7 protein-coding genes and 1 tRNA gene are annotated in these 6184 nt (G+C 40.0%); 1 reads left to right on the forward strand and 7 read right to left on the reverse strand.

Features of this window, described 5'->3' with window-relative positions:
* The 7 genes from QMD82_08315 to QMD82_08345 form a co-directional block, all read right to left on the reverse strand.
* On the reverse strand, positions 1 to 519 hold a 519-nt coding region (locus QMD82_08315; protein ID MDI6851920.1), incomplete at its 3' end, for a tRNA uridine-5-carboxymethylaminomethyl(34) synthesis GTPase MnmE.
* Positions 516 to 1127 (reverse strand): KH domain-containing protein, encoded by a 612-nt coding sequence (locus tag QMD82_08320; GenBank protein MDI6851921.1) that lies wholly within the window; start codon positions 1125 to 1127, stop codon positions 516 to 518. The genes QMD82_08320 and QMD82_08315, both read right to left, overlap by 4 nt.
* On the reverse strand, positions 1117 to 2589 hold the full coding sequence (gene yidC / locus QMD82_08325; protein MDI6851922.1) for a membrane protein insertase YidC: 1473 nt from the start codon (positions 2587 to 2589) through the stop codon (positions 1117 to 1119). Before yidC ends, QMD82_08320 begins: the two co-directional genes overlap by 11 nt.
* A 4-nt stretch (positions 2590 to 2593) precedes the next feature.
* Positions 2594 to 2806 carry a membrane protein insertion efficiency factor YidD gene (gene yidD / locus QMD82_08330; GenBank protein MDI6851923.1) on the reverse strand — a complete coding sequence of 71 codons (213 nt, stop codon included), beginning with the start codon at positions 2804 to 2806 and terminating at the stop codon, positions 2594 to 2596.
* Between the two features lie 307 nt (positions 2807 to 3113).
* Positions 3114 to 3248: a 50S ribosomal protein L34 gene (rpmH, locus tag QMD82_08335; GenBank protein ID MDI6851924.1), complete on the reverse strand. Its 135-nt coding sequence runs from the start codon at positions 3246 to 3248 to the stop codon at positions 3114 to 3116.
* A 37-nt stretch (positions 3249 to 3285) separates the two neighbouring features.
* Positions 3286 to 3361 (reverse strand) — tRNA-Val (locus QMD82_08340).
* Positions 3362 to 3409: 48 nt separating this feature from the next.
* Positions 3410 to 3958: a macro domain-containing protein gene (locus QMD82_08345; GenBank protein MDI6851925.1), complete on the reverse strand. Its 549-nt coding sequence runs from the start codon at positions 3956 to 3958 to the stop codon at positions 3410 to 3412.
* Positions 3959 to 4077: 119 nt separating this feature from the next.
* Here QMD82_08345 and QMD82_08350 point away from each other — a divergent pair.
* Positions 4078 to 6184: C25 family cysteine peptidase (locus QMD82_08350; GenBank protein ID MDI6851926.1), on the forward strand; the 2107-nt coding region annotated here is incomplete at its 3' end.

Here is a 6184-nt window from a genome sequence, read left to right on the forward strand (position 1 = left end):
CTCCACCTCTTTAATGGTATTAAACAGCAAATCAGCAACGTTTTTTAGTTTCTTTGAAAGTTCACCCTGCAGTTTAGACATTGCATATTTTACCTGTAGGGCTGATCGGGATTTTACAAGATCAAGGAGTGCCTGTACCTGCAAGAGGTCCATTTTTCCATTGAGAAAAGCCCTCTTCGTGAATTCTCCGGGCTCAGCAATTCTTGCACCGTACTTTATTAAAAGGTCAATTACCATCTGAGGTGAATATAAACCACCATGGACGGTAATTTCAACTACGTCTTCGCCGGTAAAAGATTTGGGAGCCTTATAATAAAGGATTACTGCCTCTTCCAGAGTTTCTCCCGTTTCGGGTTCTATAATGTATGTATGAAAAAATTTTCCGGGAACAAATTTTTCCCTCTTTTCTCCTGGTATTATGTTGGAAACTATCTTCTTAGCCTCGGGTCCGGAGACCCTTATTACTGCAACCCCTCCTATTCCGGTTGGGGTTGAAATGGCGCAGATGGTATCATTCAATTTTGCTTTCTTGGGGCAATGACCAAAATAGTTTTTTCTTCCTCTTTTACAGGATAAAATTTAATATCTTTTATGTCTTTCAGAAAATCTCTTAAAACCCTGTACTCCTCTTCAGTTACAGGGTCAAACCTCATCTCCCTTTGCAGTTCCCTAACCCGCGTCACAATGGCCAGTGCTTTATTTTTAAGAGTTTCTTCTTTTTGCTTTCTAAAATTGGCAATATCCAACCTGATGCTAAGGTTTGATGCTTTCTTACGCAAAATAAGGTTTAAAAGGTATTCTAATTGTTCAATAATTTGTCCATCTTTACCTATAAGCCAGTAAGGATTCTTTGCGTTGACGTTAACGGAATATCTCTTATCTCTTGGTATAATTTCCAGCTCCACTTTTACGCCCAAGAGGCTGAAAAATTTTTTCAAAACACTCTCTATTAAATCAACTTCTTCTGGCTTCAGACAAACCCTGATTTTAGCAGGTTTTGTCTGAATACCATCATTTAAAACAACGAACTTAATGGTATTTTTCTCCAAGTTGAGTTCTTTCACTGCCTTTTCTATGCATTCCTCAACGGTGTTTCCAACGATGTCGGTAAAACGTTCATGTGCCATGACGACCCTCCAGTCTCTTTATAAGCAAAGCCTCTAAAATTCCCAAAATGTTAAAGGTTAGCCAGTATAAAACTATGCCTGACGGCAAAGAGATAAATATTATTACAAATAAGGCGGGCATCAAATACATCAACATTTTTGATTGGGGGTCCGTGGCTGTTTGCTGGATTTTTGAAAGTATGATCGATGTGACTCCCATAAGTATTGGGAGTACGTAGTAAGGGTCCTTTTCAGATAGGTCTTTGATCCATAGGATAAACGGTGCCCCCTTAAGGCTTATGGCATTGGTGAGAATTTGGTATAGTGCAAAAAAGATTGGCATCTGAATAATTAAAGTAAGACAACCCGAGAAGGGATTTACATTGTATTTCTTATAAAGTTCCATCATCTCCTGCTGCAACTTTTGAGGATTATCTTTATAAACTTTTTGAAGGGTTTCAAGTTTGGGTTTTAACTCCTGCATACGTTTGGCAGCCAATATTTGCTTTCTGGTAAGGGGGAAGAAGGCAACTTTCATAAGGAGTGCAAATACAATGATTACAAGCCCATAATTGGGTAAAAATTTGTGAAGCAATTGCATGAGGAAATAAATTATGAAGGCGAAAGGTTTGATTAAGGTAGAGCCAAAGTCAAAAGCAGAAGCCAAAGAAGGATGGTTCTTTTTGAGGATATTGTAATCTAAGGGACCGAAGTACACAATAAAACTCTTTCTGTTTGAAACGAACAGCAGTTCATCCTTTGAAATGGCAAGTTTACCAGGATTTTTGAGATTTAGAATCCCGGTAAAAAAGTATTTTGTTCTGATGCCAAACCAAGTAACGTCCTGAAGGTCATATTCCTTTTTCTCTTTTAGCTTTGCAATAGGAATTTTAACCGTTTTTTTTAGCCTCAGTAGATAAGAATAAAATGGAGCTTCCTGCTTTATATTTTTTTGGGTAAATTTAAGTTTACCCTTTAAGTATGTAAGCGGAGTAGCTGTGCCGGAGAGTTCCACGTCGTAAAGGTACTTATCAGGATGGAAGGTAAGTTTTTTGGAAATCATACCATCTTCTGAAATCAAAGTAATTGTGAGAGATGAATCTTTGATTTCAAAATTATTTAATGAATCATCAATATTGTATTTTATATCCTTTTCACCCCATGCTACGGTTCCATTCTCGAGAAGTTCTATTTCGCTGAGAGATCCTACCTTTTTAATTTTGTAAGATAAAAGCCCTCCATCGGTAGAAAAAATAGCGGAGTAGAGCGGCGTTTCTACTTTAAAAAGGGTATCAGTGGGACTTGTTTCCTCATCAAGTTGGATTTTCAAAGTATCTTCAACTTTTGTTGTGGCACTTTGTTGCTGCACTGGTTGTGTTTTCTGGGGTGCATTTTTGAAGAACAGGTATTGCCAAAGGATGAGAATCAAGAGGAGAAGAAGAGTTGCGATTATAAAGTTTTGTGACCTTGCCCCATCATCCATTTTTCTACCTCACAGGGTCATAACCGCCCTTAGAAAGGGGGTTACACCTTATTATCCTCCAAGTTGATAATAAAATCCCTTTAAAAAATCCTTTTTTCTCTAAGGCCTCAATTGCGTAATGGCTACAGGTTGGATAAAATCTACAGCTTCGAGGTAAAAAGGGTGAAATAAACTTCTGATAGAGTCGGATTATTTTGATTATAATTGAGACTGGGATCCTACCAAGGCCTCTAAATCTTTCTTTAATTGAGATTGTAAATCCTGAAACTTCAGGTTGAGCAAACGTGGATTTCCTATGATTAAGAAATACCCACCATTTATTGATAGAGGTGCAGTGCGTATTGCTTCCCTTAACAATCGTTTTATGCGGTTCCGAAGAACTTTTGTCTTTACTTCTTTTGCTACTGAAAAGGCGAATTTCAGGTCTTCGGATGGACTGTAACATATCGTATAGAAATCCCCTTTTTTCCATTTCCCCTCTTTTACAAGTTTTTTAATTTCTCTGTTTGTTAAAGTGTTTATTTTCAAACGGAAAGTCTTTTCCTGCCCTTTGCTCTGCGCCTTGCAAGAACTCTTCTCCCACCTGGCGTACTCATGCGTTTCCTGAAGCCGTGCGTTCTCTTTCTGTGAATAATGGAAGGTTGAAAAGTTCTTTTCATTCCAGATCCTCCTTTTAAATTGAATAAATACGAAAAATGGGCGATGGAGGATTCGAACCTCCGACCTTCGCGATGTCAACGCGACGCTCTAACCAACGCTGAGCTAATCGCCCGTCAGAAATTTATTATAAGACGAATATTACAAATAATCAAACAGTTTTTTACTCCTGCTCTTTTTTGAGTTCGCTCAAGTGTTTTATAAAGTAGTCGCAGGTTTCCCTGTCGATATTACATAGCCTTATTTCCTTTACATAATTTGCCTGATTTTTAAGGAAATCGACACAGGTATCTAAGATGATTTTAGTTCCTCTATCCTTCGGGAATCCGAAAATCCCAGTGCTAATGGCAGGAAGGGAAACCTTTTCGCATCTCAACTCCTCCGCAAGTTTCAATGCACTGAACACTGCACTTCTGAGTTTTTCATCTTCTTTTTCTTCTCCCCATCGGGGACCAACTGCGTGAATCACATATTTTGCCTTTAAACTCCCAGCAGAGGTATAGACTGCGCTTCCTACAGGACAGTATCCAATTTTATCGCTTTCTTCCTGTATCACCTTACCACCCTTTCTTACGATAGCGCCTGCCACACCCCCTCCATGTTTCAAGTAGGAGTTGGCAGCATTGACGATGGCATCGACCTCTTCCTCGGTTATATCACCGAGGACAACGGTTATGTGACGATTGTTGATAGAAAGTCTATCTAATTCCATGCTTTTATTATAAACTTTTATCTAAAAACACGCGTAGAAGTTCACAAATTTTCAGGTTTTTCATTAATTTGACAGTCCTGTCTCCGTATTTTAAAATTACGAAATATAAGGGGGTGTGTATGGTATTTATATTAAATATAGTAATAGGTGCGATGCTGGTCCAGGGACGTATGATGGAAAAACCCGGGACCGTCCTTGCCCGTTCTACTGCAAGTGGATTAATTGTTACATATAACTTCGGTGACATAGGCTATGAGATTGTAGAGATCGAGGGTAGGCATTTCATCAGGTTCAAAACGGAGAATCTTGGCGTTTTTCAAGAACTTGGGAAGCCTGAACTTCCTGCCTGGAGAAATTTTATCGAAGTTCCCTATGGTGCCGATGTAGAGGTCAGGATTTTGGATGTTAAGAAAGAAGTGATTTCTCTGAAAGAGAGAGGAATTGAATTTAAGGTTAAGCCGACGATTCCGCCAGTTCCCAAAATTCCCGGTGCAAAACCACAGCTGGTTATGGATGAAAAGGCATACTCATCTTCGGAATATTATCCTGTGAAGTTTGCTGATGCAACTTACGCTGGCCTATTAAGAGGACACAATCTTTATACCCTAAATATCTATCCTGTTAGATATTCGCCACTTAAAGATGAACTCGAAGTCGTAACGAGCATAACGGTGGAGGTTATATTTAAGGGTGGAAACTTAGCTGAAACTTACCGGAACCTTGAAAGACTTTATTCACCTTACTTCGACTATTCCCTTTCTAAAAAAATTTTGAACTATTCCACTTTTAACTTTAAAGGTAACCCGGCGTTACCGGTAGTTTACCTTATTGTTACACCGGCGGAGTGGGTGGATAGTCTTCAGCCCCTTATTGAATGGAATAAATATAAAGGTTACGATGTTAGGGTTGCTACGATACCCGGTGACATACCTGCGGGTGATACTATAAATGTTAGAAACTATTTACAGAATGCATATCTCAACTGGCCTGTTCCCCCAACCTTTATAGTGTTGGTTGGTGACGTTGACAGGATAGATTACTTTAGAAGTAGTGAGGCTGATAATCCTGCCAACGATTTGAAGTATGAAGATCTGGATACTGATGAAGTGGAATATTTCCCTGATGTATACTTGGGAAGACTTTCGGTTTCAAATATTACTCAGCTTGGCTACATTGTAAGAAAGACTGTGAGGTATGAACAGGTACTTTGGTCTTATGGAACTGAATGGGCTAAAAAGGCATTCTTTATTGCTTCTGCAGACTCATACAATCACGGAGTTGCTGAGGGGACGAATAACTATTGTATCCAGCTGGTAAGAGAACATGGTATGCTTGCAGACAGCTTATACGCTTATTACACTTCCAATTCGCCCACTATAATTACCAGTGCCATCAATGAGGGTAGAAGTCTTGTGACCTACACTGGCCATGGTTCGGAAACTGGATGGTCAGACTATAATGGACTTAGCTACAGTGTCAGTGATATTTACAATAATCTAACTAATGAAGATAAATATGTATTTGTTCAAACCTATGCATGCCTGACTGGTTCATATGCCACAGTGGCCGAATGTTTTTCCGAAGCCTGGATCAGGGCTCCGCAGAAGGGTGGGGTTGCCTCTATGGCATCTTCCGTAACTTCCTACTGGGATGAGGATGATATTCTACAAAGAAGGGTATTTGATGAATGGTTTGATTCGGGTTATGTCTGGGTTAAAGGGGCTATAAATGAAGGAAAATTTGAGCTTTACCGCTACTATTCCGGTGGTGGAAGAACGAAGAGGTACTACCAGATGTATAACTTGATGGGAGATCCCTCAATTTACGTCTGGACATCGGAACCTAAACCTCTTTCCATTAATTACCCTGCTGTTGTTCCAATGGGGCCTTCGCAGGTTCAGATCACGGTGACAGAGCAAAGCACAGGATTACCGGTATCTGGAGCCCTTGTATCGGCAGTACAGAAGTCATCAGATGGAGAACTCAGTCTATTTGACGCTCAGTACACTGGTAGCGATGGAATTGCTACCCTTGATATTTCTCCTGTAACTCCAGATACGGTCTTCTTCACCGTTACCGGACACAACCTCTGGCCCCAGAAGGTGTATGCCATTCCATCCTCTTCAGGCCCCTATGTCACCTACAGAACATCGTACATTTCGGAGATAGCCGGTAATGGTAACAACAGGGTAAATCCTGGCGAAACCATAAGGCTCTACGTAATGC

Source organism: bacterium (assembly GCA_030019025.1).
Lineage (GTDB): Bacteria > Hydrothermota > Hydrothermia > UBA1063 > UBA1063 > UBA1063.